This window comes from Bradyrhizobium genosp. P (assembly GCF_049949265.1).
Taxonomy (GTDB): Bacteria; Pseudomonadota; Alphaproteobacteria; order Rhizobiales; family Xanthobacteraceae; genus Bradyrhizobium.
Genome location: NZ_CP188195.1, coordinates 1,905,303 through 1,931,481 on the forward strand (window position 1 = coordinate 1,905,303; position 26,179 = coordinate 1,931,481).

Annotated in this window: 31 protein-coding genes and 3 pseudogenes; 19 read left to right on the forward strand and 15 right to left on the reverse strand. The window is 59.3% G+C overall.

Annotated features, from left to right (window positions below; all coding sequences use genetic code 11):
- Window positions 1–20 precede the first annotated feature (20 nt).
- From ACP2YO_RS09365 to ACP2YO_RS09400, 8 genes are all read left to right on the forward strand, one after another.
- On the forward strand, window positions 21–974 hold the full coding sequence (locus ACP2YO_RS09365) for a 1,2-phenylacetyl-CoA epoxidase subunit PaaC (RefSeq protein WP_426440607.1): 954 nt from the start codon (window positions 21–23) through the stop codon (window positions 972–974).
- On the forward strand, window positions 968–1,282 hold the full coding sequence (locus ACP2YO_RS09370; protein WP_426440608.1) for a metal-sulfur cluster assembly factor: 315 nt from the start codon (window positions 968–970) through the stop codon (window positions 1,280–1,282). The genes ACP2YO_RS09365 and ACP2YO_RS09370 overlap by 7 nt, the downstream gene beginning before the upstream one ends.
- A gap of 6 nt (window positions 1,283–1,288) precedes the next feature.
- The gene (locus tag ACP2YO_RS09375) at window positions 1,289–1,546 is read left to right on the forward strand and encodes a hypothetical protein (protein ID WP_426440609.1); all 258 of its coding nucleotides are present in this window, start codon (window positions 1,289–1,291) and stop codon (window positions 1,544–1,546) included.
- Window positions 1,462–2,334: a Phenylacetic acid catabolic protein gene (locus ACP2YO_RS09380; RefSeq protein ID WP_426440610.1), complete on the forward strand. Its 873-nt coding sequence runs from the start codon at window positions 1,462–1,464 to the stop codon at window positions 2,332–2,334. The genes ACP2YO_RS09375 and ACP2YO_RS09380 overlap by 85 nt, the downstream gene beginning before the upstream one ends.
- 20 nt (window positions 2,335–2,354) lie before the next feature.
- Window positions 2,355–2,519, forward strand: a complete 165-nt coding sequence (locus ACP2YO_RS09385) for a hypothetical protein (protein WP_426443110.1) — start codon at window positions 2,355–2,357, stop codon at window positions 2,517–2,519.
- Complete coding sequence (locus ACP2YO_RS09390) at window positions 2,453–4,171, forward strand: class I adenylate-forming enzyme family protein (RefSeq protein WP_426440611.1); 1,719 nt, start codon at window positions 2,453–2,455, stop codon at window positions 4,169–4,171. The genes ACP2YO_RS09385 and ACP2YO_RS09390 overlap by 67 nt, the downstream gene beginning before the upstream one ends.
- 103 nt (window positions 4,172–4,274) lie before the next feature.
- Window positions 4,275–5,468, forward strand: a complete 1,194-nt coding sequence (locus tag ACP2YO_RS09395; RefSeq protein ID WP_426440612.1) for an ABC transporter substrate-binding protein — start codon at window positions 4,275–4,277, stop codon at window positions 5,466–5,468.
- Between the two features lie 81 nt (window positions 5,469–5,549).
- Window positions 5,550–6,431 (forward strand): NmrA family NAD(P)-binding protein, encoded by an 882-nt coding sequence (locus ACP2YO_RS09400; protein WP_426440613.1) that lies wholly within the window; start codon window positions 5,550–5,552, stop codon window positions 6,429–6,431.
- 138 nt (window positions 6,432–6,569) lie between these two features.
- Here ACP2YO_RS09400 and ACP2YO_RS09405 read toward each other — a convergent pair whose 3' ends face one another.
- A complete protein-coding gene (locus tag ACP2YO_RS09405; protein WP_426440614.1) occupies window positions 6,570–7,703 on the reverse strand; it encodes a zinc-binding dehydrogenase in 1,134 nt (377 codons plus the stop codon).
- Window positions 7,704–8,012: 309 nt separating this feature from the next.
- Between ACP2YO_RS09405 and ACP2YO_RS09410 the strand changes: the two genes are divergently transcribed.
- From ACP2YO_RS09410 to ACP2YO_RS09425, 4 genes are all read left to right on the forward strand, one after another.
- Window positions 8,013–8,804: an SDR family oxidoreductase gene (locus ACP2YO_RS09410; protein ID WP_426440615.1), complete on the forward strand. Its 792-nt coding sequence runs from the start codon at window positions 8,013–8,015 to the stop codon at window positions 8,802–8,804.
- Window positions 8,805–8,944: 140 nt separating this feature from the next.
- Entirely contained in the window at window positions 8,945–9,418 is a 474-nt protein-coding gene (locus tag ACP2YO_RS09415; RefSeq protein ID WP_426443111.1) for a MaoC family dehydratase, read from the forward strand.
- A gap of 51 nt (window positions 9,419–9,469) precedes the next feature.
- Window positions 9,470–10,237, forward strand: a complete 768-nt coding sequence (locus ACP2YO_RS09420; RefSeq protein ID WP_426440616.1) for an SDR family NAD(P)-dependent oxidoreductase — start codon at window positions 9,470–9,472, stop codon at window positions 10,235–10,237.
- 73 nt (window positions 10,238–10,310) lie between these two features.
- Window positions 10,311–10,763 (forward strand): MaoC family dehydratase, encoded by a 453-nt coding sequence (locus ACP2YO_RS09425; RefSeq protein ID WP_426443112.1) that lies wholly within the window; start codon window positions 10,311–10,313, stop codon window positions 10,761–10,763.
- 82 nt (window positions 10,764–10,845) lie between these two features.
- On the opposite strand, the gene ACP2YO_RS09430 is transcribed toward ACP2YO_RS09425, so the two are convergent.
- Together ACP2YO_RS09430 and ACP2YO_RS09435 are read right to left on the reverse strand one after the other, a co-directional pair.
- Window positions 10,846–10,995 (reverse strand): hypothetical protein, encoded by a 150-nt coding sequence (locus ACP2YO_RS09430; protein WP_426440617.1) that lies wholly within the window; start codon window positions 10,993–10,995, stop codon window positions 10,846–10,848.
- Between the two features lie 375 nt (window positions 10,996–11,370).
- Window positions 11,371–11,793 (reverse strand): MarR family winged helix-turn-helix transcriptional regulator, encoded by a 423-nt coding sequence (locus ACP2YO_RS09435; protein WP_426440618.1) that lies wholly within the window; start codon window positions 11,791–11,793, stop codon window positions 11,371–11,373.
- A gap of 160 nt (window positions 11,794–11,953) precedes the next feature.
- Here ACP2YO_RS09435 and ACP2YO_RS09440 point away from each other — a divergent pair, with 160 nt between their 5' ends.
- Both ACP2YO_RS09440 and ACP2YO_RS09445 read left to right on the forward strand, forming a co-directional pair.
- Entirely contained in the window at window positions 11,954–12,292 is a 339-nt protein-coding gene (locus ACP2YO_RS09440) for an NAD-dependent epimerase/dehydratase family protein (protein ID WP_426440619.1), read from the forward strand.
- Between the two features lie 109 nt (window positions 12,293–12,401).
- Window positions 12,402–12,611 carry a hypothetical protein gene (locus ACP2YO_RS09445; protein ID WP_426440620.1) on the forward strand — a complete coding sequence of 70 codons (210 nt, stop codon included), beginning with the start codon at window positions 12,402–12,404 and terminating at the stop codon, window positions 12,609–12,611.
- Here ACP2YO_RS09445 and ACP2YO_RS09450 read toward each other — a convergent pair.
- The 4 genes from ACP2YO_RS09450 to ACP2YO_RS09465 are packed head-to-tail and all read right to left on the reverse strand — an operon-like array spanning window position 12,590 to window position 15,735.
- Complete coding sequence (locus tag ACP2YO_RS09450; protein WP_426440621.1) at window positions 12,590–12,865, reverse strand: hypothetical protein; 276 nt, start codon at window positions 12,863–12,865, stop codon at window positions 12,590–12,592. The genes ACP2YO_RS09445 and ACP2YO_RS09450 overlap by 22 nt on opposite strands.
- A gap of 45 nt (window positions 12,866–12,910) precedes the next feature.
- On the reverse strand, window positions 12,911–13,768 hold the full coding sequence (locus tag ACP2YO_RS09455) for an SDR family oxidoreductase (RefSeq protein ID WP_426440622.1): 858 nt from the start codon (window positions 13,766–13,768) through the stop codon (window positions 12,911–12,913).
- A 7-nt stretch (window positions 13,769–13,775) separates the two neighbouring features.
- Complete coding sequence (locus ACP2YO_RS09460; RefSeq protein ID WP_426440623.1) at window positions 13,776–14,507, reverse strand: GNAT family N-acetyltransferase; 732 nt, start codon at window positions 14,505–14,507, stop codon at window positions 13,776–13,778.
- A 31-nt stretch (window positions 14,508–14,538) separates the two neighbouring features.
- A complete protein-coding gene (locus ACP2YO_RS09465; protein ID WP_426440624.1) occupies window positions 14,539–15,735 on the reverse strand; it encodes an alpha/beta fold hydrolase in 1,197 nt (398 codons plus the stop codon).
- A gap of 467 nt (window positions 15,736–16,202) precedes the next feature.
- Here ACP2YO_RS09465 and ACP2YO_RS09470 point away from each other — a divergent pair, with 467 nt between their 5' ends.
- Both ACP2YO_RS09470 and ACP2YO_RS09475 read left to right on the forward strand, forming a co-directional pair.
- On the forward strand, window positions 16,203–16,499 hold the full coding sequence (locus ACP2YO_RS09470; RefSeq protein ID WP_426440625.1) for a hypothetical protein: 297 nt from the start codon (window positions 16,203–16,205) through the stop codon (window positions 16,497–16,499).
- Window positions 16,500–16,520: 21 nt separating this feature from the next.
- The gene (locus tag ACP2YO_RS09475) at window positions 16,521–16,805 is read left to right on the forward strand and encodes an integrase core domain-containing protein (protein WP_426440626.1); all 285 of its coding nucleotides are present in this window, start codon (window positions 16,521–16,523) and stop codon (window positions 16,803–16,805) included.
- 316 nt (window positions 16,806–17,121) lie between these two features.
- Here the strand turns inward: ACP2YO_RS09475 and ACP2YO_RS09480 are convergent.
- The 8 genes and pseudogenes from ACP2YO_RS09480 to ACP2YO_RS09515 form a co-directional block, all read right to left on the reverse strand.
- A pseudogene (locus tag ACP2YO_RS09480) lies at window positions 17,122–17,370 on the reverse strand (2Fe-2S iron-sulfur cluster-binding protein); the annotation flags it as partial.
- 40 nt (window positions 17,371–17,410) lie between these two features.
- Window positions 17,411–18,343, reverse strand: coding sequence for a helix-turn-helix domain-containing protein (locus tag ACP2YO_RS09485; protein ID WP_426440627.1), 933 nt, complete (start codon window positions 18,341–18,343; stop codon window positions 17,411–17,413).
- A gap of 432 nt (window positions 18,344–18,775) precedes the next feature.
- A complete protein-coding gene (locus tag ACP2YO_RS09490; RefSeq protein ID WP_426440628.1) occupies window positions 18,776–19,129 on the reverse strand; it encodes an aromatic-ring-hydroxylating dioxygenase subunit beta in 354 nt (117 codons plus the stop codon).
- Window positions 19,130–19,415: 286 nt separating this feature from the next.
- Window positions 19,416–20,348, reverse strand: coding sequence for a Rieske 2Fe-2S domain-containing protein (locus ACP2YO_RS09495; protein WP_426440629.1), 933 nt, complete (start codon window positions 20,346–20,348; stop codon window positions 19,416–19,418).
- A 201-nt stretch (window positions 20,349–20,549) separates the two neighbouring features.
- Window positions 20,550–21,089 carry a LysR family substrate-binding domain-containing protein gene (locus ACP2YO_RS09500; RefSeq protein ID WP_426440630.1) on the reverse strand — a complete coding sequence of 180 codons (540 nt, stop codon included), beginning with the start codon at window positions 21,087–21,089 and terminating at the stop codon, window positions 20,550–20,552.
- A gap of 137 nt (window positions 21,090–21,226) precedes the next feature.
- A pseudogene (locus ACP2YO_RS09505) lies at window positions 21,227–21,894 on the reverse strand (IS630 family transposase); the annotation flags it as partial.
- Window positions 21,895–22,640 (reverse strand): annotated as a pseudogene (locus ACP2YO_RS09510) (IS630 family transposase); the annotation flags it as partial.
- 67 nt (window positions 22,641–22,707) lie between these two features.
- Window positions 22,708–23,622: an alpha/beta hydrolase gene (locus ACP2YO_RS09515; protein WP_426440631.1), complete on the reverse strand. Its 915-nt coding sequence runs from the start codon at window positions 23,620–23,622 to the stop codon at window positions 22,708–22,710.
- Window positions 23,623–24,141: 519 nt separating this feature from the next.
- On the opposite strand from ACP2YO_RS09515, the gene ACP2YO_RS09520 reads away from it, so the two are divergent.
- The 3 genes from ACP2YO_RS09520 to ACP2YO_RS09530 all read left to right on the forward strand — a co-directional run bounded on the left by ACP2YO_RS09520 (window position 24,142) and on the right by ACP2YO_RS09530 (window position 26,176).
- Window positions 24,142–24,663 carry a hypothetical protein gene (locus ACP2YO_RS09520; RefSeq protein ID WP_426440632.1) on the forward strand — a complete coding sequence of 174 codons (522 nt, stop codon included), beginning with the start codon at window positions 24,142–24,144 and terminating at the stop codon, window positions 24,661–24,663.
- A 279-nt stretch (window positions 24,664–24,942) separates the two neighbouring features.
- A complete protein-coding gene (locus ACP2YO_RS09525; protein ID WP_426440633.1) occupies window positions 24,943–25,701 on the forward strand; it encodes an SDR family NAD(P)-dependent oxidoreductase in 759 nt (252 codons plus the stop codon).
- Entirely contained in the window at window positions 25,688–26,176 is a 489-nt protein-coding gene (locus ACP2YO_RS09530; RefSeq protein ID WP_426440634.1) for a hypothetical protein, read from the forward strand. Before ACP2YO_RS09525 ends, ACP2YO_RS09530 begins: the two co-directional genes overlap by 14 nt.
- Window positions 26,177–26,179 lie beyond the last annotated feature (3 nt).

Sequence of the window (26,179 nt, forward strand, 5' to 3'; positions counted from 1 at the left end):
CGTAACAAAAGGAATATCAAATGACGATGCTGGCCGAAGTTTTGCCGGTCGATGAAATGAACGAGCTTGCGCTCCAGACCCGTGTCAAGGGCGGAGGCAATCTCGAAGATGAAAGCGAGATGACGCCGCGCTACCGCGAAGTCCTCATCCAGACGATGCTCATCGCCGCCGACCTGGAAGTGATGACCTTGCCGCTCGATTTGGACGCGATGCAGTTTGCGCCGTCAATTGGGGATCGGATCGCCGTCGCATCGGCGCTGCAGGACGAAATGGGACACGCGCAAGTGATGTTCCGGATGCTCGAAGAGTTCGGCTTCGATTCGTACGAACAGGTATTCGAGCGGGATCCTGCCAAGTTCAAGACATTCTACATGCTGGAGTGGGGGATCAAGGATCCGATCCACATGGCGATGTCACATCTGATCGGTGACCAGGCCGGCTACATCACGACATGCGATCTCGAGGAAAACTGCTCCTTTGGACCCTACAGCCGTTCGTTGCGAAAGGTGAACTTTGAAGAGCAGTTCCATGTCAAGCGCGGTGAATACTGTGTGCGCCTCTACATGCAGCGAGGGCCCGAGATCCGACAACGCGTGCAGGAAGCATTGGACTTCTGGTTTCCGCTCGGCGCCGAATGGTTTGGCGCCACCGACGACGTGAAATCCCGCATGGACCAACTTCATTATCGTATTCGTGGAAGCAGCAACGACCAACTCCGGCAGATCTGGTTGTCCCGCGTGGTCCCGTTCTGCGAACAGGTAGGCCTCAAAGTTCCGGCGCACTTCGACCGTGCAAAGGGAATCTACGTGTTCGACTACGAGCTCCCCATCCTCCTGAACGAAGAGACAGGAAAGTGGGACTACCGGAAAGTGACCTGGAAGGAAAAACTGGCCCAGTGGAAGAAAGGCGGTCCCCTCAAGATTCCCGGGCTGAGCCGCATCCAGTCCGAAATCTGGGGAGGCGAGCTTTGGTAACGGAGACCGCCATCAGGCAGGCCCTGAGCTCGGTCAATGACCCGCATATTCCGGTCAGCATTGAGCGGATGGGCATGCTGCACGAAGTCCGCGTTTCCGACGACGGACACGTCGAGATCGAACTGGGAATTCCGTGCCTGGCGTGTCCCGGCGTTTCCATGCTGAAGCAGTCGGTCATCGACGCCGTGTCCCGCGTGGACGGCGTGACTCAGACGACCGTTGTCGAGAGCTGGCATCATGATTGGGACACCGACGCAATCGATCCCCAGGCGAAGCAGTACATGCGGCGCTTCGGACTACAGGTCTAGTGCACGATGCAACACAAAACGATCAAACGGCAGATCGAACTGGGAGGAGACGAGCTCTCCTTTTACGAGGTCTTTACGCGGCGCACTTCGAAGGAGCCGTTGACTCACATCGGATCAATCGAAGCGCCGAATGAGGAACTCGCGGAAGCCCGCGCCTGGTTCGTATATGACCAGGAGCCTTGGCTGGAAATGTGCATCGTCCGAACGTCCGCGATCATACCGATCACGGAGCGGGGCCGAACCGTCAAGATCAAGGTCGTCTGATGACAAACCAACCTGCCGCATCCCAGGACTTATCCAGCCTCGACAAGAGCCTCAGGGACGAACTGTACTGCATAGCGGACAGCAAGCTTGTGCTGGCCGGCTGGTACATGATCGTGCTGCCGAACGGCCGCGCCATATCGGATTGGAGCGCATTGTGCGCGATGATGCAGGGCCAATATGGCCAGGCACGTGCACTCTATCAATACATCGGTAGATACGGTATCACGCGTGAGGAAACCGAGTGGACGCGCGAAGCCGCGGACATCAAGTCTCCCAAGCTGCTGGATACGCCGCCAACCTCCTGGTCCGACTTCATTGTCACGGCTTATCTGGCCGAGCAGGCGATCCTCACGCAGCTCGATTCCTACCGCAGCTTCGACGCCGACAGAACCCTCTCGCGACTCGCCAGCAAGGTCCACCGAGAGTCGCGCTTTCATCACAGCTACATGGCGGGATGGATAAAGGCGCTCCGGAAAGATCCCGGCGCGTCTGTCGACCGGCATTTCCAGCAGCGGTTCGCGGACATGCTGGATTGGTGGGGCGATGACTCACAGCCCGACCCGCTGTTCCAGGCAGGATATCGAGACGCTTCCGAAGCCCAACTTCGTCAACGCTTCATCGACAGCGTCTCGGAGCTTTTCAAAGTCAGCGATCTGGACCCACCAGTCGCAAATTCGTCTCCTGGACGCGCATGGAAGCGGAGCATCCGGCGCGAAGGACAGGGAGGGATCCCGGCTTCGCTGTTCGAGGTGATTCGATTCAAGAACATCGAACTTGCGCTCCCGTGAAAACCGTTCGCCAGGAAGCCATGGATGATGAACACGACGTCGCGTGCCCATTTTGCGAAAGCACCGACGTAAAATTGGAGCTGCCTTTCGGCGGAAGCGTATCGGACTCGCTTTTCCGGTGCGCGACGTGCCGCACGTTCTTTCATTGGGTCAAGTGGCGACCGGAAGCTTGCCCGCGTCCTTAGCGGCGACAACCGAGCGTTCGTGTTTACGAGAGCGGTATCAAAAGCTGCCCGTTACAAAACAGGGAGAAGGAATGTTGGATCGCAATAGATCGATATCTGACGTGCTGCGTTCCACGGCGTCGGCGATGCCCGACCAGGTCGCCATCGTCGACGAAGGAGGAACCATGAGCTATGCCGAGTTCGACCTGGCGGCTGATAGGCTGGCAACCGCCCTAAGCAGAAGCGGCATTCGTGCCGGCGATCGGGTCGCCTACCTGTTCTGGAACCAGCGCGAACTGCTCATCAGCTATTTCGCGATCGTCCGGTTGGGGGCGACGGTTGTTTCGCTGAACTGCCGCCAGGCCGCGCAGGAATTATCGTATCAGTTAGCTGCTGCCGAGTGCAGCGCGATGATTCTGGATTCTGGTCTTATGACACTCGCAGACGAAGCGATACTGGACTCGGGAAAGGAACTGCTTCGTATTGTAGTCGGGGCTCCTCCCTCCGCCGACTGGTTGTCCTTTGATGACGCCGTCCGGAGCGGCGCCGACGTAGCGCAGTTCGAGACGGTCGACGCCGACGCGGAAGGCGGGATCTGGTTCACATCAGGGACCACCGGGCGACCAAAAGGTGCCGTCGTCCGGCACCGCTCCGCCGTGTCTGCGGCGGTTCTCACCGCGCTTGCGCTGTCGCTGACCTCCGACGTTCGATCCCTTGCCGTCGCACCGATGTTTCACCGAGGCGCCATGGAGAATATAGCGCTTGGCGTCATTCTTGTCGGGGGTACCCAGTATCTCTTCAAGAAGCTGACCCCTCAGCGGACGCTTCAGTTGCTTGAACGGCACCGAATAACGATGGCGTTCATCGTTCCTACTGTTGGCTGGCAACTTCTTCAGGAGCCCTCGGTCGAGAGTGCCGACCTTTCGCACCTTACGCACTGGGTTTCGGCATCTGCTCCGTTGTCAGTTTCTCTCCAACGCTCTCTCGAGGAACGGCTGAGGCTGCGCGGAAAGATCGTGAGCTGGTACGGAATAACAGAGACGGTTTTCGTTTCGACTTGTCATCCCCGGTTGCTCGGCGAAAGACCGGGCTCGGTCGGGTTGCCGGCGCCGCTGACGCAGGTCGCGGTCTACGATGACGCGCGCGGCATGCTGCCCGCCAATGAGATCGGTGAAATCATCGTCAGCGGGCCCACATCGTTCTCTTATTACCTGAACAACGAGAAAGCCACGCAGGAGGCGCTGGTCGAGATCGAAGGCACCACCTGGTACAGGAGCGGCGACCTCGGCATGTTCGACGACGACGGCTACCTCACGATCAAGGACCGCAAGAAGGACATGATCATCTCGGGCGGCGAGAACATCTACAGTTCCGAGGTCGAGACAGTTCTCCTGAGCCATCCGACCGTCCGCGAAGGCGCGATCATCGGACTTCCGGACGACAAGTGGGGCGAGATCGTCGTGGCAGTCGTTGTCGAGCACGAACATATCTCGTTCGACCAGGACGGAGTCATCAAGGCCTTCGCTCAACTCGCCAGCTACAAGCGTCCGAAGCGATTTCTGGTGCTGGACGCGTTGCCGCGCAGTTCCATCGGAAAGGTCGAGCGGGAGAATCTGCGCGTGATCGTTCGTGAGCACTTTCTCGGTACCGACCGCAAGGCCCTGACGGCCTAGTCGTTTTGGAACGCACGGGTTGCGTGTTTTCGAACGCAGTCCGGCTTAACAATCAAAATGGGGGCATGTCGTGTGCTTAACCTATCTCTTTAGAGCTTTGCCGTTGGCTGTTTCCAGCTTCCTCGTCGCTGCCGCACCGGGCGCCCTGCAGGCGACAGCGGCTGAAAAACCCGACCTGGTGGTGGGCAACACGGGTCCTTACAGCGGACCCGCGTCCTCATATTCGACGATGGCCAAGGGGTTGTCCGCGTATTTCGACATGTTGAACGAGCAGGGGGGAATTCGCGGGCGAAGCGTGAAGTTCATCTCCTACGACGACGCCTATAGTCCCCCAAAGACGGTGGAACAGGTTCGACGACTCGTCGAAGACGACAATGTAAGCGTTCTTCTTGGAATGTTCGGAACCGGCCCGAATGCCGCCGTGCAGAAGTATTTGAACGCCAAAAAGATTCCGCAGCTCTTCTTGATCACCGCCAGCGGCCGGTTTGGCCATCCGGAAAACTTCGCCGGCACGATGGGCTGGCAGCCGACCCTGCTTCTAGAGGCGAAGATCTTCGGCCAGTACATTCTTCGCACGAAACCGAACGCGAAGATCGGAATAATCTCGCAGAACGACGATCTGGGGCGCGACGCGGTCGCGGGCCTCAAGGCAGCCCTCGGACCCCGCGCGACCGAAATGATCGTCTCGAGCCAGGTCTACAACTCCACCGATCCCGTGATCGATGCGCAGATCGCCGCGATCAAGGCGGCCGGTGCCGACACGATTTACGACGCAGCGACCGCAAAGTACGCGGCCCAGGCGATCAAAAAGGCCCACGAGATCGACTGGCATCCTCTTCACTTGTTGTCGTCGATCTCCGCCAACATCTCGACGGTGCTAAAGCCTGCTGGCGTCAAGGCCTCGCGGGACATCATCTCCGCCTTCTTCCTGAAGGATTCATCCGACCCCCAGTGGTCCCAGGACCTCAGCATGCAGGCCTACAAGGCATGGATGGGAAAATACTATTCGGCGGGAGACATCGAGAATCCGTTCAATGTCATTGCCTACAGCATGGGGCAGACGTTCCAGAAGGTCGCTGAATCCTGCGGAGACGATGTTTCAGGCGCCAACATCATGGCCAAAGCCGCCTCGATGAACTTCGATCTGCCCATGTTGCTTCCGGGCATTGTCATCAAGACTTCGTCGTCAGACTACTTTCCGCTGCAGCAAATGAGGCTGGGCAGGTTTGACGGCGAACGATGGCAGCTATTCGGCGACGTGTTCGAGGACGAAGCCGACCTAGCCGAACCACGATAGAGAACGCTGAACCAAGCGTCCGCGAAGGCGTGAGGTCCAGACTTAAACGAGTATATGCTCTCAAACCAGAGGAGACTCAGGATGTCTGATCCAGTTTATCTGATCACCGGTTCGACGGGAACGACCGGGAGCGTTGCGGTCGAACAGCTCCGGAAAGACGGCAAGCGTGTCCGGGCGATGATTCACAAGGAAGACAAGCGCTCGGCCGCCCTGCGCGACCTGGGCGCCGAGACGGTAGTCGGCAACTTCCTCGATCTCGACGAGGTCAAGGCTGCCATGGAGGGCATAGCAGGGGCCTACTTTTGCTATCCGCTGCGGAATGGACTGATTGATGCCACAGCATTTTTCGCACAAGCCGCCCGCGAGTGCGGCGTCGGATCCATCGTTAACATGTCGCAGATATCGGCCAGGCGAGAGGCGAAAAGCCACGCCGCCCGCGACCATTGGATTTCCGAGCAGGTTTTCGACTGGAGCGGGATCCCGTCCACGCACATCCGGCCGACGTATTTTGCAGAATGGCTGACCTACAACATGCCTGGCTGGCGCGTAAAGGATGGCGCGCTGCGTTTCCCGTTTGCGAACGCCCGGCACGCACCCATCGCCGGAGAGGACCAAGGCCGAGTCGTTGCAAAGCTGCTACAGGATCCCAAGCCGCACGCCGGCAAGGTCTACCCGCTGTTTGGACCTGTCGAGCTCGATCACCACGAAATCGCGACGCGACTGTCCAAGACACTCGGCAAGACCTTTACGTATAAGCCGCTTACGATTCCCGAATTTCGAGCTGAAATGGAAGCCGGAGGGTTTAGCCCCCGCATGGTGCAGCACATCTGCTCGACAGCTCAAGACTATCAAGACGGTGTTTTTGCTGGCACCAACGACGTGGTAGAGAAAATAACCGGACAACCACCCCTCAGCGTCGAACAATTCGCTGAACGAAATCGAGCAAAATTCGTAACCAAGTAGGACCATCGGAGCATCGGCCCACGCCGGGCCGATGCACTTTTTGGATTTTTCGATTTGGACGTGATTGAGGGCAGATTTCTATGGCGCGAGCCTGTCTGCCCAGCACCCCTTTTTGAGAATGCGCTTTGCTGGCATTTCTCAAGCCTTGTGCGGAGCAATCAGGAATTTTTCGCCCGTCGCGTTCCGCGCGTAAACAGTCATGTTGGACAATGAAAGTGCTTCCGGCAGTGAGACCACCTTGGTGTATTTGCTCGCGAAGGTGGTGGTAATTTCTGCTCCGACCCTTTGTCGCAATTTCTGCTTTGCTTGCAGGCCTATCTTCTCGAGGAACGGAAACAGTAGCCATCCGCCCACGCCCCAGGCCATTCCGAAGCTGCGCCGCAATTCCATCGGACGAAGGTCGAGCGCGCCGTAAACGTAGACCTGCTTATGCAAGGGCGAGCCGTAGGTGCTGTATCCAGTGGAATTCTTGCTCAATGCGGCTTCCATGCAAGTCAGTATCTGGCCGGCAAGCTTTCCGCCGCCGATCGCATCAAAGGCCAGCGTCGCGCCCGTCGTGATCAAAGCCTTGGTCAAGTCGTCGAAAAAGGTGGTGGACGTAGAGTCGCAGATATACTTTGCGCCTATCCCCTTCAGGAGTTCCGCCTGTTGCGGACTGCGAACGATATTGACGAGCCCAATTCCGTCCTTCATGCAGGCTTTGTTGAGCATCTGACCAAGGTTAGAAGCTGCGGCCGTATGAACAAGCGCCTTATGGCCTTCGCGCCGCATGGTCTCGATCATGCCCAGCGCGGTGAGAGGATTGATATAGGCCGACGCGCCTTGTTCCGCCGTGACGCCTTCAGGGAGGACAAAACACTCGTCCGCGCGAATACAGCGATACTGAGCGTACATGGCGCCGCCCGCGATGGCGACCGTCTTCCCGACCAGCGCCTGCGCAGCGGGGGAGGCGCCGGCCCTCACGACCGTGCCCGCGCCCTCGTTGCCGACGACCATGGACTGATCGACTCGGGCGGCAAGGGCCCTCATGGCGGCCGGCGTCACCGGCGCCGTCACAACCGTTTTGTCGGCCGATCCCGTCTCTTTGGCCGTCGAGAGATCTGCGGCGCCAAGAAGAAGGCCGAGGTCGGATGGGTTGATGGGTGTCGCTTCCACACGAACGATCACTTCGTCCGCGGCCGGTTCAGGCAAGACGTCTTGAACCAGCGATATCTCGATTTCACTGCTGCTCTTGAGCAACGATCTGAGCTGAACGCCTGTAATTTGTTCCACGATGTCTACTCCTTTTGCTCGCTTCCGGTCGTCTCGACCGGGCGAGATTCACGGTTCAATGAGCGTGGCTGATTCCGTCTGCAGTCGTCCGGAGCGCGCGAACTTCCAGATCCTCGAAGCGCATAAATCATAGACACTTCGGTACCTTACCTCGAAAGTGGCGCGCCGATTGACAACTTACTTAACGGTCAGTATGTTATAGCACCGCGCTTCGATGTCAAGTCGCGGACGTCCCTTCGGCGGCACGCCAGCTCGCTGCGACGGGCGACCGCCCATCGGGCGAGGAGCAACAGTTAACGGAGTAGCTCAATGGCAAGCGTGAAAAGCACCTTTGACTTGACGGGCAAGACGGCCCTCATAACCGGCGGTTCGCGCGGACTTGGCTTGCAGGTTGCGGAGGCCCTGGGCGAACAGGGCGCAACAATTGTTCTGTCGTCCCGGAAATCCGCGGATCTTGAGCAAGCCCAGGCTCATCTTTCCAAGTTCGGGATCCATGCGGACTGGATTGCGGCCGACAACTCAAAGGATGACGATGTCGCCCGTCTCGCAGAACAAACGATGTCGAAGCATGGACGCGTCGATATCCTGGTGAACAACGCGGGCGCCACTTGGGGTGCGCCGACGGAAGATCATCCTGTTGACGCTTGGGACAAGGTGATGAACCTGAATATTCGTTCTCTCTTTCTGCTGAGTCAGCAGATCGGAAAGCGGTCGATGATCCCGAACAAATACGGCCGCATCGTCAACATCGCATCGATAGCGGGGCTTCTCGGAAGTGTCAGCGAGATGCAGACGATCGCCTACAACACAAGCAAAGGGGCTGTCGTGAATTTCACCCGCGCCCTGGCCGGTAGCTGGGGCCGCTATGGCATCACCGTCAATGCACTCGCGCCCGGTTTCTTTCCATCGAAGATGACAAAGGGGGTCATCGACAACGTGGGCATCGACAAGCTAACGACCGGCGTTCCGTTGCAGCGGATCGGAGACGGGGACGACCTCAAGGGTGCCGCGCTCCTTTTTTCAAGCGATGCCGGCAAACACATTACGGGACAAATACTGGCGATCGACGGCGGTGTGACGGCGGTCATGCCGTCCTCGTAAGCGACGCTGGGCTGAGCGCTTTCAACGCACGGTTCAAGCACCGGATGGAAGGCGCCGGCAGGCTTCATGTTAGAACTGATCGTACCTACAATCCTTAGCGAGCCCCGCCCGATGCAGGCCTACAAACACCCGTGAGCAAGATGGCGGTATCTCGATTTCTGACGTCGATCAACGAACGCTACTTCGAGGATTATGAAGTGGGTTCGGTATTTGTGTTCGGCCCGATCACCGTGGATGAAGCGGAGATCATTTCCTTTGCAACCAGGTTCGACCCGCAGATCATGCATGTCGATCCCGTGAAAGCGGCGGAAGGCCGGTACAACGGGCTGATTGCCAGCGGATGGCACACCCTCTCCCTCATGATGGGCCTGTACGTGGACAATTACCTGTCCGCGGTCGCGAGCCGAGCTTCCCCGGGCGTGGATGAAGTCCGCTGGGTTCAACCGGTAAGACCCGGCGACGAGCTGAGGCTCCGCGTTTCGGTGCTCGAAGTTCGGCCGTCCCGCTCGAAACCGGACCAGGGAATGGTTATTTCCCTGCTAGAGGCCTTGAGTCAGGATGACGCAGTCGTTTGCAGCCTCAAAGCCATGAACCTGTTCGAAAAGCGAAAATAACAAGCGCTGCCGACAAGCCGCGAGCCAGCTGTCGAACCATGGAGAAACCACTTGACGACGAATATGGAAGGAAATCACATCATTTCGCATGAAACGAAGGGCGCCGTGCTCATAGTCGGCGTCGGTGCATCACAGGGTTTGGGAGCGGCGATCGCGCGTCGCTTCGTTCAAGGCGGCCATCCCGTAGTGATCGCTGGCCGGAATGCGGTTAAGCTTGAGGCTACCTTGGCGGAATTGAAGGCGACGGGGGCAAAAGTCGTTTCCGTCGTCGGTGACGCGTCTGTCGCAATCGACGCTCAGCGGTTCGTGGCGACGGCCTGCGAACTTGCTCCTCTAGCAGTCGCAATTCACAACGCGGGAAGCAACCGGCCCGCGCCCTTTCTAGAGATCAGCGAAGAGCTTTTTAGCGATCACTGGCGCGAGCATACGCTAGGTGGCTTTCATGTGGCCCAAGCGGCTCTTCCGCGCCTCATCGAAGGCGGCGGCGGATCTTTGTTTTTCACAGGGGCGAGCGGCAGCCTCCGCGGCAAATCGCATTTTGCGCCGTTTGCGGCGGCAAAAGCCGCTCTTCGCAACATGAGCCAGAGCATTGCGCGGGAGTTTGGTCCGAAGGGCGTCCACGTCGGACATGTGGTGATCGACGGCGGCATCGACGGAGATCGCTTCAATACCGTGAGGCCCGGCGTCAAGGAGAAACGGGGCGCCGACGGTCTCCTTAATATCGAAGCCATTGCCGAGGCCTATTGGACGCTGCACCACCAGCATCGGAGCGCGTGGACGCTCGAACTTGACGTTCGTCCATGGTCGGAGCGCTTTTGAGTTCTCGCTTCCTAACGACGGCGGCGTGCCGTCTGTTCGCCACATCGCAACCGATAATCTGTGGGTAGATAACATGAACCGCGAAGACTACATGAAGCTTGTCGGTCAAGAGGTCGGCGTATCCGAATGGCATACGGTCGATCAAAAACAAATCGACGCGTTTGCTGATGCGACCAACGATCATCAGTTTATCCACGTCGATCCGGAACGGGCCAGGCGAGACGCGCCGTTCGGCGGAACTATAGCGCACGGCTTCTTGTTGCTGTCAGCGCTGCCGGCGATGGCTTATGAGACGCTGCCGCCTCTCGATGGCGCAGCCATGGTTATAAACTATGGATTCGACAAGATCCGATTTTTGACGCCTGTACGCGCGGGAAAACGCGTGCGCGCACGCTTTACTCTGAGCGAGGTCACGATGAGGTCGCCAAAAGAGCTGTTGGGACGTACGGCGACTATGCTCGATATCGAAGGGGAGCCTAAACCGGCGTTGGTCGCCGACTGGTTGGGATTGCATTATTTCGAGTGAACAGGCGGGACATCAGTACCACATCCGTCGCGTCTAGCATCGACCTCCGAAGCGAATCCTTAGACCGCGGCCTCCCGAAAGTTTATTGCCGATCACCAGGGAGAACGAAGCTTTCGACGACCACGGCCTTGCCGTCCCGGTTTGCATAGCCTGCGTCGGTTCCCGCGCCGATCATCTCTTTGATCCCGAGAGGACGGCCGATCTCACCGTAGATGCCGCGCGCCTTTTCCACGAGGACGCGTGCGGCGGGACTTGCGACAAGGGCGGGTTCTCCCGGCCGTGACTTTCACGGTCGTTTCCGTATCCGGGGCCAACTTCTGCTTCACCATCTCGTCGAGAGCCGCCGGAGCCTCTGCAGGCCAAATGAGAGACCGCACTGCGGAGCGGTCGGAACACCCTTCGTGAACAACACGACCTCGTTCGATTGAACCTGATTCTTTATGAAGTCTTGGACGCTCACGATCGATCTCCTCATGTTGCCGAGCCGACACCCCGGGCGTGCTCGGTTTTTACGACAATCCTTCGCACCGGGGCTTCCATTGGGAGAAAAGAGCATATGCACCTATCAGCGTGGGGTTCAATGCGACCAGCGCCAGAGCTTCTTCTCTCACGCCTCCGTGACCTCGCGCAGCATCTCCCGGTAATCCGCGGCGAACTTTGCGCCATGCTTTCGCTGAAACTGCTCGTGAGCCGACTTCCATAGGGGATAGGCCTGCGCCAGCAATGTCTTGCCCTTGCCGGTGAGCGATATGCTGCGGCTTCTTCTGTCCGTCTTGGAAACGACCGATTTCAGGTAGCCGTCGCGCTCCATCGGCTTCAAGTTCTTTCCGGTCGTGGTGCGGTCCAGGACCATGATCTCGGCAAGGTCGTTGACGGTGAGCTCGCCCTTCCGGTCGATGGCCGCCAGGATCGTGAGTTGGCTCGTCTTGATTCCGCAAGGTGCAAGCTTCGCATCGTAGACCAGGGTGAGGCGCCGTGCCGCCTTGCGGGCTGCGAGGCAATTGCATTCGCTGAAGTCGAAGACGGGCATCGCCGGTCTTTCTCGTCGGTCGGAAACGGGCCGGACTTTACTGCCGTCTAACGCCCGAGATAAGGGCCTTTGCGGGTCGGGTCTCGGGCGGCCTTGATCGAAGTCCGAAACGCCGCTATACAAATAGGAGCATATACTCTTATTACAGGACGGTGGTCAAATGGAGGCGATTTATGTAGTGACGGGAGCGACAGGGCCGACCGGAACGTTTGCTGCCGAGGAGCTGCGAAAGGCCGGTGCGAAGGTGAGGGCATTCGTCCACAAGGAGGACGAAAGGGCGTATCGGCGCCGAAGTCACCTTCTGGACTATGGTGCCGTGCAGAAAGCGCTGAAGGGCGTCACAGCGGCCTATTTAGTATATCTGATCCGGCACGGACTGCTCGACGTCACGGTCTACTTTGACCAGGCTGCCCTGGATGCGGGTCTGAAGGCGATCGTCAACTTGTCGCAGATTTCCGCCCGCCAGGTCTCGAAGAGCAATGCGGCGAGGGACCTGTGAACGCCTTCTCGACCGTTCCGGCGTTCCGACCACGCATTTGAGGCCGACGTTCTTTGCCCAATGGCTTCTCTACCACCGCCGCGCCAAGAGAATCGCCGAGACTGGGATCATGAGCTTTCCGTTCGGAAACGGCCGGCATGCGCCCATCGCCGCCGAGGATCAAGGGCGCGTCATCGCCGCCATCCTGAAGGATACCGCTCCGCACGCGGGCAAAACCTATCCGTTATTTGAGCCCGTGGAGGTGGACCATTACGAGCTGGCCAGGCGGATCAGCAAGCCGCTGGACCGGGAGGTGACCTATATGCGCCGAAGCCGATAGAGGATTCTCGCGCGAAGTTCGCCAACAATCCGAACGCGCCCGCTCATCTGGTGCAGCACCTGTGCGAAGTCGCGCAGGACTATCAGGATGGCCTGTTCAAGGGAACGAGCGATAGCGTCGAAAGGATCACCGGACAGAAGCCCTTGAGCATCGAAGAGTTCGTCCAACTTCATAAGTCCGAGTTCGTTGGCTGACCCATCGAGGCTGCGCGTCACGTCTTTCGTGGCGCGCGGCGATCGGATATCCGTCGTCATATAACCGGAGAGGTCGGCTGCAGCTTGCTCTCCGGAATGAGTTCGCTAGTGCGCTTCGATGAAATGAGTGAAAGACGTTGGCTGCGTTCCTGCCATCCGCTGCCAAAGGTCGGAGACCGGCATTGGGGTCCTGGTTCGCAGCGCGGCGGACTGGGCCACGAGGTGATCGGCGCCGCGCGGGTTCGGTTCGCCGGCTTCCTCCACCTTCCAGATCAGGATCCTCCGCCACTCGTCGGCGCCAGTTCGGTATATCCGACATGCTTCCCGATGGTCGCGGCGATGGTTTCGGCGACCTCTGAATAGGCGAGTGGATAGTGGGGGCGCCGCGAGCACCCTTTCTTGCGTCAGCGTTTCGTTCGCCAGAAGCGCTGCCGCCAGCCTGCCGACGTCGACGCTCAGTGCCGCGTTGCCGAACGCGTTTGCGATCCTTCCCGTCTTTCGGATTTCGGGACCGCCATTCTTGAGGATGTTTTCCATGAAGAACGCAGCGATCCGCAATGAACTCCTTGAAATTCTGCCATTCGAAGATCTTTTCTGCGACCCATTGCGCCCGCCCTTGCGGCGTCGCGCTATCCGGGCTTGTGGATCGCAGCGACAGATCGATATGCGTTCGAGGCCGCGCTCCTTGCCCGCAGTCGCGAACAGACCCGCGGCTCCGGCGCCGACCGGGTAGCAGAAGTAGGCTGATTTGACGTTTTCGAGCGCCTTCAGAAGACTGGCGTAATCGCCGTAGTCGCCCACCGTGATTTCGGCGCCGAGAGCTTCGACTGCGGCCGAACGTTCTTCTCTTCGGCGGACAAGCGCTCGAATGCGAAAGCCTCTCTCGATAAGGGTGCTGGCCACGGACCGCCCCTGGCGGCCCGTGGCACCAGTGACAAGAATGGGACGGGTTTGATCCGGCATGTGTCACCTATCGATTAGTGTTCTGCAATACCGTGAGATGCATGCGACTTCGGCGAACGAAGCCCAGCTTTTGATACAGCGCTATGGCGGGCGTGTTGGAGGCGAAGACGTGGAGGAAAGGCACCTCGTGACTGAAGACGATCGCACGGACGACCGCTCCGATCAGTTCCGCCGCCAATCCGGTTCCGCGATGCGAAGGATGCACGCAGACGGCACTGATCTCCGTAAAACCGTCGAGCTTCATGCGTTCGCCCGTCATGGCGACGAGCCTTCCGTTCTCACGGACGCCGAGGTAGCGGCCAAGTTCGATGGTCCGAGGCCCGAACGGGCCCGGGTTTGTCAGATCGACGAGAGCGCGCATCTCGGAGATGTCGGCGGTCCCCAGCGTCACGAGCGGCGTGGCGCCCGGACCGGGCGGCTGAGCCGCAAGCACCATCTGATCGACCAGATCGCGCTTGACGACCGTCAACTCCGGCGGGGTCGAAACCTCTTCGACCGTGAAGAATGCAAGGCGATCGCCCGGGGGGAGCAACGGAACCAGCGAACGATAGCTGTCCGGGGTCGCGTCCACCGTGGCGCCGAATGGTCCGAATGCCGCCGGATAGCGACGTGCGCGATCATCCCCCTGCGCCAAACTCTTGTGGCGGCTGACGAGGGCCTCCCAGATCACGCGGTCGAGCGGGTGAGGCGACGACGACGGAGCGCCTGCGCCATGAACGTCTGATCCGTTCAGGGCCATCGTCGTGTCCTGTACGCAAGTGCCGCCCGCATCAGTTGCGATCCTTGGCCGATGCGGAAGCGCCGCGCAGATGCATGAAGGAGGCCACGCGGCCCGCCCACAACGACGGAAAGGCCATGGTGAAATGGCCGTGCGACTGCTCCGATCCCGCTTGAACCGCGTATGTCGCCCCCGGAACGCGTTTCGCAAGCGTCTCCAGCACGCCGAGTCGCACAGGGTTGAATTCGCCGTCGTCGAAGCCGAGCGCGTAGACTTTCGCCTTGATCTTCGCAAAATCGGATTCCAGGTCGCAGTCAACCGACGATTTGATCGTGTAGAGCACGTCGATCGCGTCGTGGCCCTTGGCCTGCTTGCCGATCGAACCGATGAATTTGTCCGCGGCGGCCTGGTCGGGGATCGTGGACTGAAATCTCGGAACTCCGTCGAAGACGAGCCGAAGGAGGTAGTAACCATCTGTCAATCCGCGCGGTTGACGGACGTAGTTGCCCTGGCTCCAGTCCGGATCGGACTGAATCGCACTGACGATCATTCGCCGCCAGAGAAGATTACGGCCGGATATTCGGGTCGGAAGCGCAACGACGGGTATGATGCCTTCCACCGACTCAGGATAGGCCTCGGCCCACTGCCAGGCGTTCATCCCGCCCATCGAGACGCCGACGATCGCGTGAAGTCGCTTGATGCCCAGCGTCTCCGTGACCTCGACCATGTCCTGGTAGCCGTAGGCGGGAAATCCGGTTTTCAATCCGTCGCTGGGCTTGCTCGACTGGCCGTGGCCGACGTTATCCGGAAACACCAGAAAGTAGCGCTTCGCGTCCAACGGACGCCCGGGACCATAGAGCGCCTTCATGAATTCGGGCGTCAGAAGGGCGCCTCCGTCCGCGGCAGTCCAGTGCAGCATCAGCACCGCATTGTCGATTTCGCCCTCGGCGTCGCGATGCGGACTTCCGAGCGTCGCGTAATGCAGGCGAAGCTTCGCCAGGGCCTTTCCGTCGCGGAATGCGTAGTTTTCGTACCGGGCGCCGGACTCGCGTCTTACGTCCGTCACGGTTGCAGGCGCCGTCTGTACGGTCGGCGCAGCGCCGCTTTGTGCCATGCCGGGCGCGGCGTAGAAGGCCGCCCACGCCAATGCCGCAAGAAGGACGGATTGTCGGACGCGAGAATATTGCGCGGACCGCATCGGGACGGCCGGTCGGTCGAACGTGTCGTGGGGATTGCCTGTGTTGCGCACGATTTCAGATCCTTTGAGATTATACGAGCATATGCTCTCATATGAAAGAGGAAATTGTTGCCGACGAGGCCTTATCTCCTCCAAGCAACTCCGCGAGGGGCGGCAGGATCTCCAACGCTTTCCTCGACCAGATGGAGTTCGCCGGTCTGGATATCGTAGAGATCCGTACATGTTCACATGTTTCGGAGTGCCTCGAGAGTTTCTGATGCTGCGCACGTCGCGATGCAGCGACTGAGAGAAGGTCTCCAGGCAGATGTCGTCCTGATCCCACAAGTTCGGTGATGTCCTGCTCGAACTCCTCCTTGAATGTCTGCAGAAATCCTTCCGGCGTGAAGTGCGTGCCCCCGCCAGTCGGTATGATGCACCACGACCACGCTGTCGATTTCGAAGAGATGGCACGCCACGCTGAGGGAACGTTGCGCGCTTCCGGAGGCTCGCCCCCTGCGACAACGACGGGAAAGATCGTCGTGTTCGAACCGATCCGCTTCTTTCCGTCCCCGTCGATGGGGTTCAATCCGAGGCTCGAATCCATTCCGCTTAACGGCGCCGAGATTGTTATTCGCGAGGTAAGCGATGCCGCACAGTCCGATGACAGGGGAGCGCCTGAGCGCTTTCTCACGCTCGCTGCGCTATCCCACGGAAAACCGATTAAGGCGAAAACGGTCCACGCCTCGTGGTCCTTGCCGCTCAGATTGCACTTGGGTGTACCGAAAAACCTCGTCTGGGTTGATGGCGTGACGGAAACGCGTAAGCTGGTGGAATGATCAGGCTGTTGTGTTTGCGCCATGGGCATCCGGGACAAGCCTACCGCACCGGCTTCACCTTGGCAGAATGGCTTTGCCGAACGGCTGATCGGATCGATCCGGCGTGAGTGTTTGGACCACGTCCTTGTCCTGGGCGAGGTGCATCTGCGTCGAATCCCGCGAGACTACGCTCGTTATTACAACGACATCAGAACGCACCGGTCTTTGGACAAAGATGCTCCGATCGCGCGCCAAGTTCAGCAAACCGGAAGCATCAGATCACGCGCTATCCTTGGCGGCCTTCACCACCAATACGCCCGAGCTTAAGTTTTCAGTACACACAGGGATGCGAAGCCCTCCCTCTCCGCCACGTTATAGTGACATCGAGAGAGCCCCGTAAATCAGGCTCTTCTGCACACCGAGGACTTGCTGGTGTAGCCCCGGGGTTTAGCCTCAGTGCGGAGCCTCTATTTGGCACGCGCGGTTGTTGCTGGCAACCGCCGGACGCGGTCATTGGCGCCCGTTCTACGGCGGATGCCCCATGCAGCAACCGACGGGCTGAACGGCTTTGATGACGCGTCGTCGCTTGAGATGTGCGGTATCCGCCTCACAATCAGCCAACGGAAGAGCCTGAACTGAGCCGTCAAACCTGCCGATCCGGCAAGCGCAGCACGAGGCCGTCGAACTCGGGCGTGAGCTTGATCTGGCAGGACAAACGGCTCATGGGCCGCCGCTCGGCGGCGGCGCCGTCGAGCAGCGCGTTCTCCTCGCTGCCCATCGCAGGCAGGCGGCCGAGCCAGCTCTCGTCGACATAGACATGGCAGGTCGCGCACATGGCATTGCCGCCGCACTCCGCGAGGATGCCGTCGATGCCGTGGCTGGTCGCGGCCAGATGCAGCCAAGCGCTAGACGTTGTGAGCGATGATGAATGCTTACCAGCGCACTATCCGGGTGCCAGTGGCGCCGCTTCCTTCGAGATGGGCGCCCGGTGCATGGCCAAACCGATCCCGGAATCTTCTTGCGAAATGGACATAGTTGCGAAAGCCGCAGGCGTACGCGATTTCGTTTAGATGCTGACCAGTACTGAGCGACGCCCGGCGTTCCAGCAGGTGCGCGGCACGATCCAAACGAACGGAATAGACCAATTCGCTGCATGTAAAGCCGCGTGCCGTTAAGAGCTTCTGGACGTAACGTAGCGAAATCCCTGTTTCGGCTGCCACCGCCGCAGGGCCGAAGTCAGGATCGGCACAGCGATCCATGATGACGCCCCGGATACGGGCGAAAAGCCTGTCCGCATGACGGGAGACAGGCCCCGGATCAGAGGGCGCAAATAAAGCGCCAAGTAGATCGTAAAGGGCGAGTCGCATGTGTGGGCCGGCTGACGCAGCTATGGATTGATCGTCTCCGATGCCGTCGAGAACGAGTTGCCGGAGGACGCGCGCTGGTGCCGTTCCGCCGCGCCCGTACAAGCAAGTCTGCGGCTCGAATCCGAGATGAGAAATGAGCGAGTGACGCGGCAGATAAATAGACAGCCATTGCGAACCACTCTCAGATAAGCGCGTCGAGGGCCGCGCCCCATCCAGGAGCCCAACGTCCCCCACTCCGAGTTGCACAGTGTGCTCGTTCTGGGTCACGGCTGACCTACCAGCGACCTGAAATGATGCACAGTACCAATCCACGTCAGCGAGGCGAACATCGCGACCCGTCCGCTCGAACCGGTAAATGTTGCCGCCATGATCCGCCGCCGCAAGCCCGCATTGGATCTTGATCGCGGCTGCCGCGATCCCGTGAACGCTTACTCGGCGCGTCCAACCGGCAAAAGCATTGAGGGACTGACGAAATCGCAGCTCTTTGGAGCCGACCACTTTGTGGTCGCCTCCGCACGTTGAACGGAGCAAAGCCGCCCATTCTTCGAGATTCAACTGCGGAGTGCCGACGAAATCACAGTTTTGTTGCACCATCGCCTCTAAATTTACAGGTATACCGGGTACGAGTACGGGCGCCGCCACACGCGAGTTCCCGTTCATCCACTTGGCCTTCGAAGCCACCCGCAAGGCTCAAAGGCTTGACAAACCCGCTGCGAAGGCCGCTTTCGTGGCTGCAAGGCTCCGGCCTCCGTTGCGAGAGAAGACGACGGGATGCTTGAATCGAGCATCGCGCGCAGTTCCCGGACGAAGCCTGAATTGACGGGCATCCCGGGAGGAGATGCCAGGAACTCTTGGCAAACTGCTTGTCGAGATCGGCGAGAACGGGCTTCCAACATAAAGCCATTCAGGCTGTGTCCGCACATCGACGAGTTACGCGTCTTTGTCGGTTGCCAGCATGTCCCATGCTTGTCGCGACGAAATCTCAGCTCCATTTGCTTCACAAGGGAATAACGCGAGGATATCGACGTTGCGCGAATCCAGAACAACGACACGCTTTTGGAAACGCGCACGTTCTGCGTCCAGCACGACTTCGTCGAGATATTTGCCGGCCGCGAACAGATCCATTCGACCGCTTTCCATGGTCCGAACGACGTGGAAGTTCGATCGAACCGATAGCACGGCCGACGATTGAACTTCCGAGAATACCGGCCGACCAATGACGTGGTTGTAGGTGTGCGGTTCGAAGACGCTGGCAGAATGAAACGCTTTCACCCGATCCGTCATCATGCCTCGGCCCAGGCAACGGACGATTCCGACCGGAAGGTCCGCCTCGTGGTTTCGCGCGTCGTGACATGATACAGCGCGTCTTCCGTGAAGAAATGAGGCCACGCATCCAGTTGCACGTCATCAAGCGCGTTAGCATAGGCGACGATCAGATCCGCTGCCTGTTCGCGCGTCGGTTGATACAGCCGTCTTCCAGCGAGACGAGGCCCGCTGCTCCCGTCAGATTGCTCTGCAACACGCGCATTTCCGCCTGTTCCTCGGTGTCACGCTCATAGCCGAGATAGATCTAGAACAGCTCGGTCTTTTCGACGCCGCGCGGGGCGAAGAAGCGGATGGCCGGTGAGTTCAGGGTGAACTGAACGCACATGTTGGGGAACACGGTCCGGATGCTGTGGGTGATCCCGTCGTCGAACTCTTCCCAAGCCTCGACCAGACCCGGACCGTCGAGCGCGGATTCATAGTTGGCAGAGTGAACCTTTGCCTCGGCGTATTCCGCGGCCTCGTCCATCTTGGCGCGGCGGGCATAGCTCAGATGATGCCACTTGCGCTCGGACAGCGTGATGCCGCCATCCATGTCGAGGCGGTTGACCTTGAAAGTGGTGTAGAACGTGTGCAGCAGGGTTGCGTGATAGGAGTCGCGCAAATTCTCGGCATAGAGCTTCCAGTCGTTGTGGATCATCTGGCTGTGCGTTCCGAGAACGCGCAGTGGCCGCCCCAGATTGCGCTTGATGAACAACGCCATCTCGGGACCCAGATAGGTTTCGACGTCTTCAACTTCGTCCGAGAACGTCCCGAAGACCATGCCGCAAAACGACTCGACCCTGAGCGGCTGCAACCGATGTTGCTTTGGGTCAAAATCATCCGGCATGTCGCCGTGGCCACGCAGGCCGTTGCGGAATGCGACGCCTTTCAGCTTGCCGTCCAGCTCGTAATTCCAAGCGTGATAGACGCAAGTCAGGCTTGGAACATTGTCTTTCCTCTTCAGACAGACTAGCGCGCCCTTATGAGCGCAGCGGTTGACCATCGCATGAACCTTGCCGTCCCGATCTCGAGTAACGATGACCGGTGTTTCGCCGACGGTCGTCGCCCGATAATCGCCGACGTTCTTGATCTCGACGTCGAGGCACAGGAAATTCCAGGTCTTGCCCCTGAAAATTCGCTCCTGCTCGAGCTTGTAGATTTCCGGATCCGTAAAGAGCTGGTAGGGCGCGCGGGTCACGCCCTGTGGTGGCCAGGTAATTTTTGTGAATTCCGATCGTACTGCGTGACTTGAAGGCGACATAGCGAGGCTTCCGCAAATTCCCTCCCGCTCAGGGGAGACGTTTGCGAGATACTACGCGTCAGTTATGCAGGGCTTCCAATACATAATTTCGCCTTATTAATAAGCCGCGCCTATCAACGATCTCGAAGCGACAGCTCATCAGCCGGGACGTGCGGCTTGCTTCAATTCCTTGATGAATGAAAGCAAAACAGGCGCCCGTTCGGACTTCCTGTGAACCATGGCCAGCTCTGATTTTTGATCGGAGTTAGATAACGGGCGGTAGACAACATCGGGGATCTTTAGATTCTTGACGGAGCTGGGAACGAATGCCAGTCCAAGTCCGCCGGCCACCATGCCGACAAGAGCCGTGAACTGCCCTGCCCGCTGAGTGATCTGCGGCGCTAATCCAGCCACCGCGCAAAGTTCGGCAACCTGGGCATTGAATCCAACGCCCTGCTGAATTTGAACGGCGTCGAACGGCTCATTCCGAAACCGACTGTCAGGCACCGCCTTCAACTTCGCCAACGGGTGACGTGCAGGAATCGCCAGAATGATCGGATCTCGATAGATCGCGCTAATCGTCAACTCCGGTGCTGCCGACTTTACCGGCAGCCGAACAATTCCGACGTCGAGTTGACCGCTGGCGACGTCCTGGAGTTGCTGCAGAATTCCAAGTTCGTTCAGCCTGAATTCGACCAAGGGATTGACCGCGCGATAACGCGCGATCTCGCCCGCGAGAACGCCAGAAAAATACTGCCGATCCCACGAAGCCTATTTCGATATGGCCAAGCTGACCTCGTCCGGCTTGCTTTGCCACTAGTACCTCTGCACAGTGATTATGACTCTTTGGAAGCGTCTGGGTAGGCTCGGCCCATTTTTGCGCGGGCTTTTTCTGTCGTGAACATCCATTTGATGCGGGAGCGTGCAGCATTTCTCTGCCGTTCCCAAGCGGTGATTTCGCGGCGCAGTCGCTTGGGGTCGTCGATCCTGCGAGCGAGGCACTGTCCCCGCAAGACGCCGATCTCGATCTCAACCATGTTGAGCCAGCTTGCGTGCTTGGGAGTGAAGTGGAACTCGATCCGCCGCAAGATCCGTCTGGCTTCGGCGGGCGGAAAGGTCTGATACAGGGCGCCGGCGGAGTGGGTCGATAAGTTATCCTGCACGACCCGGATGGTCTCGGCATCGGGATAATGGATGTCGACGAGGTCACGTACGCATTCGGCATAATCTTTTGCCGCTCGTCGCTCTGTAAGTTTGACCTTGCGCCAGGGACGATGCACGTCGAGGAGAACGAAGAGATTGACCGTCCCGTTGCGACGATACTCGTAATCGTAACGTTCGAGCCGGCCCGGCTTCATCGGGATTGGCTGACGGACCTCGCCGATGAGTTTTCGTCGAAGCACACGACCGGCCGCTTGGGATCGGGCACCTCGGCATAGAGATCAAGCACGTCCTCCATGCGGGCGACGTATTCGCCATCGACCTGCGGAATGCACCACATGCCGGCCGGAAGCTCGCCTTCGATGGCGTTGAGGAAGCGGATGAACTCCTGATGCCGGTGGCGCTGCATGCAGCGCCCGATGACTTTGCCTGCCAGCACATTGAGGGCTGCGAACAAGGTCGTGGTGCCGTGCCGCTAATCATGGGTATGGTTCCGCAGCGGCCGCGCTTGAGCGGCAAGCCCGGCTGGGTTCGGTCGAGCGCCTGGATCTGGCTCCTCTCGTCGACCGAGAGCACGATGGCGTGCGCGGGCGGATCGACATAGAGCCCGACGATGTCGCGCAGCTTCGGCACGAACTCCGGGTCGCGCGACAGCTTGAACTGCCGGACCAGGTGCGGTTGGAGACCATGAGGCCGCCAGATGCGCCGCACCGAGGAGACGCTGATCCCGGCGACCCCGGCCATGGCGGCCGCCGTCCAATGGGTCGTCTCGCCCGGCGGGGCGCCCTGGGTCAGGGCAACGACGCGTTCGGCGATCTCCGCCGCCAAGGGCGGGATGCGCGACGGCCGCGTCTTGTCGCGCAACAAACCCTCGACGCCGGCCTCCATGAACCGCTCCTGCCAGCGTCAGACCGCGGTCTTGCTCTTGCCGGTCCGCCGCATGATCGCGTTCGTGCCGTCGCCGGCTGTGCTCAAAACCACGATCCGAGCGCGCCAGACATGTTTCTGCGGGCTGTTCCGATCCGCGACGATCGCTTCCAGTCGGACACGATCCGCCGCACTTACTGTGACAATGATGCCTGTACGCATCCCTAGGTTCGCAATTCCGCGAGCCAAGAGGAATCCCAGACAGGACTCTTCCGTCAGATTATATCCACTAGCTTGTGAGGTCGAGCTTCGACCGAAGCCACCGGCCCATATCGGTTATTGCGCCGTCCGTCTCAGGCACGCGGCCAGCACCGAACAAGAAAAGGTGCTGGCCTTCTGGGACCGCGTGGAGGGTCACATTCACCGACGCAGCCCTAGCTCGCTCCGCGAAATCAAGTATCTCGCCGACCAGCAATTCATGCGCGCCGTAGTAGATGTTGATCGGCGGCAACCCCGATAGGTCCGCGAAGAGCAAGTTCACTCGCGGATCACTATAGGCCACTCCAGTCTCACCTAACCAGCTTTCGCGGAAGAATTCCATAAGCGGCATGGACAAAACGTTGTCAGTCGCAGCGTTGGTCTTGTACGTTGTATTCTTGAGCTCGGGGTCGTACCAGGCGGAAATCGAAAGGATAGCCGCAGGCAACGCAACGGACTGCCCCCGCAGACGAAGGCACAGGCTTACTGAAAGGTTGCCTCCAACCGAGTGGCCCGCGCTAACTATTTTTTCTGCGCGATAACCCTGAGAGAGTAACCAGCGGTAAGCCTTCTCCACGTCATCGTGCTGGGACGGAAACTTGTTCTCTGGCGCGCGTCGGAAGTCTACGACAAGAGCGCGTATTCCCGCTGCCTTCGCAATATGCCCCGCAACCTTCCGGTCACTATGCATCGAGAAAACAACGGCACCGCCGGCGTGGCAGTGCAGCAGCACGCAATTGTTGTCGCATCCTTCAGGAATACACCAGATTGCCGGCACCCCGCCGGCATCGACCTCGGCATAAGTAACTTGCTCCGGCTCTTTCGTCGAGGACGCCAAGCCCTCCCAACCATCCCTAACGGTCTGCAGATCTAAGTTCGCGTTGGCCAAGCGCTGCTGTCTATCCGCCAATCGCTCAGCGAAATCGTTCGATTGTGCACTTCCCATGATCGCTCCTGCGGTTCATGTTGATCACCGAAAACGTGGGCTGAGTTTAGATGGCGGGCGATTCGACGTCGTGAGAGCCGACCGCGCACTTTCACCGGTACTGGCGCGCACTACCCGATCGCCTGCGCCATCAGGTTCTCCTGAGTGAGCGCCTGGGGCGTTACCGAACCGATGTCGAAACTTTGAAGACCGCTTTCTCACGCTTACCGCCCGTTCATAGGGTCGATCTCAAAGGGCAGCAAGGGGTCGATTCCGACCGTCCGGCGGCCCACCCAGCCGGGTATCAAGTGTCAGACTTTATCCACTAGGTTCTTTTGCGCCCGACCGAACCCGAGGAGCTAAAGATGAGGCCAGCCCTGCGAAGAACGCTTCTAATCTGCTTGGTCCTGCTTTGGCCGATCAGTTCGGGGAGTGCGGATGACGGTGTCAGGAAACAGGCAGTTGCCTGGCCGGACAGTTTCGTCACCCGTCTTGAAGCGCTCGCTCTGCCGCAGACCCTGAACGCGGACCTGCTCAGTCATGACAGCGACCCTCACTCTCGAACGAAGGTGCGACACCCATCATATGGCCTCGCCGGCGCGCATCGTCGCCGAGCGGGTGAAGGGCGCCGACAAACAGCCGACGGCGGAGCAACTGCAACTGCTCGGCGTGAGTACTTCCGATGCTGTCCGCTATCGCCGGGTGCGGCTGCACTGCGGCGCTTATATCCTGTCGGAGGCGGACAACTGGTATGTACCGACTCGACCGAGCAATGACATGAACCGGCTGCTCGACACCACCGAGACTTCTTTCGGCCGGGCAGTCCAGCCTCTGAATTTTCGACGCCGAACCCTGTCAGCAAAACTGCTCTGGCTGCCTCTGCCCGAAGGCTGGGAAACTCGTGCATCCATCTCAGACAGAAATCCCGCAATGCTGCGGATTCCCGATGCGGTACTCGAACATCGTGCTGTCTTGACACTGCCGAATGGCACACCGTTCAGTGCGGTGGTCGAGACGTATACGGGCGATATTCTAGCATTCCTACCACCGTCGGGACCTTAGGTTTGTTCTCGAAATGAGATCGCGTCAAAGAGGGAAACATCTTTGTGCGTCCACGACACATATCAAAGTGCGTCGTCGGTACATGACATCCGGTTTCAAGCGAATAGATTTCCGCCAACGGAGGGACTCACTTCGTCCCCCATGATTGGCGAAGACGCGAGCGTTGGCTCTCGGCCTGAAGAAGTGGCTTCGGGCGTGGGAAGCACACGCCGGCGCGTCACGTCGCCCGGAAGAGATAGCTCCGCTAGAGAGATCAGCCGACATGGCGAGAGAAGAATCATGACCACTTCCACACAGGGCACCGCGGTGGTGACGGACGCTGCGTCAGGCATAGGCGCGATCTATGCCGATAGACTCGCGCGGCGCGGCTACGATCTCGTTCTCGTTGCACGCAACTGCGAGCGTCTCGATGACGTGGCGAGGCGCTCCACCACGGACGAGACCGGCCGAACTGTCAAGATCGTCGCGGCGGATCTGGCCGAAAAGATGGATCTCGGAAGGATCGAAGCGTTGCTGCGGAGCGACCTCAGTATCTCGCTGCTGGTGAACAGCGCGAGTGTCGGGGTCTCGGGTCCGCTGGCGGAGTTTGACGTCGACAAAATGGAGGACATGATTGCGCTCAACGTCAGGGCGCTGACCCGGCTGACCAGCGCGGCGGTTCCAGGATTCGTCAGCCGCGGGGGCGGCACGATCATCAACATCGCATCCGACGTTATCGCGCCAGGAATTTTGAACGGTGTCTATGCCGGGACCAAAGCGTTCGTGCTGGCGCTGAGCCTGTCGCTGCACGAGCAGCTTTCCGACAAGAATATCCGCGTGCAGTTTTGGGAGATTGCCGGACATCCGATCGGACATTTACCGCGCCAGATTGTGATGCAGGCAGGCGACATGATCGATGCCGCACTCGCCGGCCTTGACTACGACGAACTTACCATCCTCTCGCCTCTACCGGACGCCGCAGATTGGCAGGCTTATGGCCGCGCCAGTGAAGCTATCCGGCAGTCGGAACAAGTGGAGGCATCAAATGACGATACTTAGAGTGCTTGTCGCGGCGGCAAGCGCGTTCGGGATGATAGTGATGTCGCATGATGTCACCGGCGCGACGAACAGCGTGTCCCTCCGCGATGCGTCCGTCGTCGACAGGCTGCCTGATGATCATCCAATTGGACTTGGAACAATCATCACTCCCGTATCCGTAGAGCGTGCAAAGAACTTGAACGTTGCCACCCTCTCAACCTTCCTCGTCGACTATCCGCCAGGCGCTTCGGCGATGCTCCATCGCATGCCATCACCGGGGTATGTGCTGGTTCACGTGCTATCTGGGACGATCCGTGCTTCGGCCTGGCACGCAGGCGTCGGCATCTATCACACAGGAGAGACGTGGGTGGAGCCTGCTTTCGCCTACAGCATTGCGACCGCAAATTCGAGTGATCAACAATCGGCTCAAGCCCTCGTTATTCTCGTTACACCGGATACGAGAACGCAGACGGGCCGATCCACTCGAGTCGAATGAGAA

Excerpts from the sequence above, each read along its gene's own strand:
- ACP2YO_RS09425 (WP_426443112.1), top strand. The coding sequence starts at position 10,311 with ATGAACCGCGAAGACTACATGAAGCTTGTCGGTCAAGAGGTCGGCGTA.
- ACP2YO_RS09415 (WP_426443111.1), top strand. The coding sequence starts at position 8,945 with ATGGCGGTATCTCGATTTCTGACGTCGATCAACGAACGCTACTTCGAG.
- ACP2YO_RS09435 (WP_426440618.1), bottom strand. The coding sequence starts at position 11,793 with ATGCCCGTCTTCGACTTCAGCGAATGCAATTGCCTCGCAGCCCGCAAG.
- ACP2YO_RS09365 (WP_426440607.1), top strand. The coding sequence starts at position 21 with ATGACGATGCTGGCCGAAGTTTTGCCGGTCGATGAAATGAACGAGCTT.
- ACP2YO_RS09525 (WP_426440633.1), top strand. The coding sequence starts at position 24,943 with ATGACCACTTCCACACAGGGCACCGCGGTGGTGACGGACGCTGCGTCA.
- ACP2YO_RS09475 (WP_426440626.1), top strand. The coding sequence starts at position 16,521 with ATGGGCATCCGGGACAAGCCTACCGCACCGGCTTCACCTTGGCAGAAT.
- ACP2YO_RS09450 (WP_426440621.1), bottom strand. The coding sequence starts at position 12,865 with ATGACGACGGATATCCGATCGCCGCGCGCCACGAAAGACGTGACGCGC.
- ACP2YO_RS09440 (WP_426440619.1), top strand. The coding sequence starts at position 11,954 with ATGGAGGCGATTTATGTAGTGACGGGAGCGACAGGGCCGACCGGAACG.
- ACP2YO_RS09410 (WP_426440615.1), top strand. The coding sequence starts at position 8,013 with ATGGCAAGCGTGAAAAGCACCTTTGACTTGACGGGCAAGACGGCCCTC.
- ACP2YO_RS09530 (WP_426440634.1), top strand. The coding sequence starts at position 25,688 with ATGACGATACTTAGAGTGCTTGTCGCGGCGGCAAGCGCGTTCGGGATG.
- ACP2YO_RS09515 (WP_426440631.1), bottom strand. The coding sequence starts at position 23,622 with ATGGGAAGTGCACAATCGAACGATTTCGCTGAGCGATTGGCGGATAGA.
- ACP2YO_RS09375 (WP_426440609.1), top strand. The coding sequence starts at position 1,289 with ATGCAACACAAAACGATCAAACGGCAGATCGAACTGGGAGGAGACGAG.
- ACP2YO_RS09385 (WP_426443110.1), top strand. The coding sequence starts at position 2,355 with ATGGATGATGAACACGACGTCGCGTGCCCATTTTGCGAAAGCACCGAC.
- ACP2YO_RS09400 (WP_426440613.1), top strand. The coding sequence starts at position 5,550 with ATGTCTGATCCAGTTTATCTGATCACCGGTTCGACGGGAACGACCGGG.
- ACP2YO_RS09445 (WP_426440620.1), top strand. The coding sequence starts at position 12,402 with ATGAGCTTTCCGTTCGGAAACGGCCGGCATGCGCCCATCGCCGCCGAG.
- ACP2YO_RS09455 (WP_426440622.1), bottom strand. The coding sequence starts at position 13,768 with ATGCCGGATCAAACCCGTCCCATTCTTGTCACTGGTGCCACGGGCCGC.
- ACP2YO_RS09520 (WP_426440632.1), top strand. The coding sequence starts at position 24,142 with ATGACAGCGACCCTCACTCTCGAACGAAGGTGCGACACCCATCATATG.
- ACP2YO_RS09460 (WP_426440623.1), bottom strand. The coding sequence starts at position 14,507 with ATGGCCCTGAACGGATCAGACGTTCATGGCGCAGGCGCTCCGTCGTCG.
- ACP2YO_RS09490 (WP_426440628.1), bottom strand. The coding sequence starts at position 19,129 with ATGACGGATCGGGTGAAAGCGTTTCATTCTGCCAGCGTCTTCGAACCG.